The following is a 1,173-nucleotide window of genomic DNA, read 5'->3' on the forward strand; positions in this document are numbered from 1 at the left end:
CGACAAGCGGAGGCGACTGTTCAACTTCGAGAGACGTTGGAGAGCCGTTCATTCAAATCCTGGTTTTGGATTGGAGGGACGGATCGAAACGGCCGAGAAGTTAGGAGCCGAAGCTAGACAAGTCATTGGTGAATACTCGGTAAATACTTCTTCATACATTATCTAGTTTTGAGGGAACGAAAAAAAAGTAAATTTCCTCTTGAAAAATGATAAAAAGACGGTATAATAATACTTGTCTTTGAAAAATAGTCTGGTGGCGATAGCGAGAAGGTCACACCCGTTCCCATACCGAACACGGAAGTTAAGCTTCTCAGCGCCGATGGTAGTTAGGGGCTGTCCCCTTGTGAGAGTAGGACGCTGCCGGGCGTTAATAATGGAGGATTAGCTCAGCTGGGAGAGCATCTGCCTTACAAGCAGAGGGTCGGCGGTTCGATCCCGTCATCCTCCACCATTAATTTAAATGTACAAGCTGCCGGTGTAGCTCAATTGGTAGAGCAACTGACTTGTAATCAGTAGGTTGGGGGTTCAAGTCCTCTCGCCGGCACCACTTCATTTCTTTTATAGAATATGAGCCATTAGCTCAGTCGGTAGAGCAGATTGCAGCATCTGTGAATCACTTCACGAATAGCAATCTGTGACAAAGCGTTTAGCTTTGGAACATCTGACTGCAATTTTCAGGCATTAGGAAGTCTTATAAAAGTATGAGCCATTAGCTCAGTCGGTAGAGCATCTGACTTTTAATCAGAGGGTCGAAGGTTCGAGTCCTTCATGGCTCACCATTTTTAATTTTTATATTGCGGGTGTGGCGGAATTGGCAGACGCACCAGACTTAGGATCTGGCGCCGCAAGGCGTGGGGGTTCGACTCCCTTCACCCGCACCATTATTTTTGCGGAAGTAGTTCAGTGGTAGAACATCACCTTGCCAAGGTGGGGGTCGCGGGTTCGAATCCCGTCTTCCGCTCCATTTATTGCCGGGGTGGCGGAACTGGCAGACGCACAGGACTTAAAATCCTGCGGTAGGTGACTACCGTACCGGTTCGATTCCGGTCCTCGGCACCAGTAGAATTTAATATTGCGCCCGTAGCTCAATTGGATAGAGCGTTTGACTACGGATCAAAAGGTTAGGGGTTCGACTCCTCTCGGGCGCGCCATATTAACGGGGAGTAGCTCAGC

7 tRNA genes and 1 rRNA gene are annotated in these 1,173 nt (G+C 48.5%); all 8 read left to right on the forward strand.

Annotated features, from left to right (window positions below):
• Positions 1-249: 249 nt before the first annotated feature.
• The 8 genes from rrf (at position 250) to AC6CHU_RS25920 (ending at position 1,151) form a co-directional block, all read left to right on the forward strand.
• Positions 250-366 (forward strand): 5S ribosomal RNA (gene rrf / locus AC6CHU_RS25885).
• Between the two features lie 9 nt (positions 367-375).
• Positions 376-451 (forward strand) — tRNA-Val (locus tag AC6CHU_RS25890).
• A 20-nt stretch (positions 452-471) separates the two neighbouring features.
• Positions 472-547, forward strand: a tRNA-Thr gene (locus AC6CHU_RS25895).
• Positions 548-703: 156 nt separating this feature from the next.
• A tRNA-Lys gene (locus tag AC6CHU_RS25900) sits at positions 704-779 on the forward strand.
• 17 nt (positions 780-796) lie between these two features.
• Positions 797-881: transfer RNA gene (locus AC6CHU_RS25905), tRNA-Leu, on the forward strand.
• Positions 882-889: 8 nt separating this feature from the next.
• Positions 890-964: transfer RNA gene (locus AC6CHU_RS25910), tRNA-Gly, on the forward strand.
• A gap of 6 nt (positions 965-970) precedes the next feature.
• Positions 971-1,059 (forward strand) — tRNA-Leu (locus AC6CHU_RS25915).
• Between the two features lie 15 nt (positions 1,060-1,074).
• Positions 1,075-1,151: transfer RNA gene (locus AC6CHU_RS25920), tRNA-Arg, on the forward strand.
• The last annotated feature ends 22 nt before the right edge of the window (positions 1,152-1,173 follow it).

This window comes from Cytobacillus sp. GQ23 (assembly GCF_059758675.1).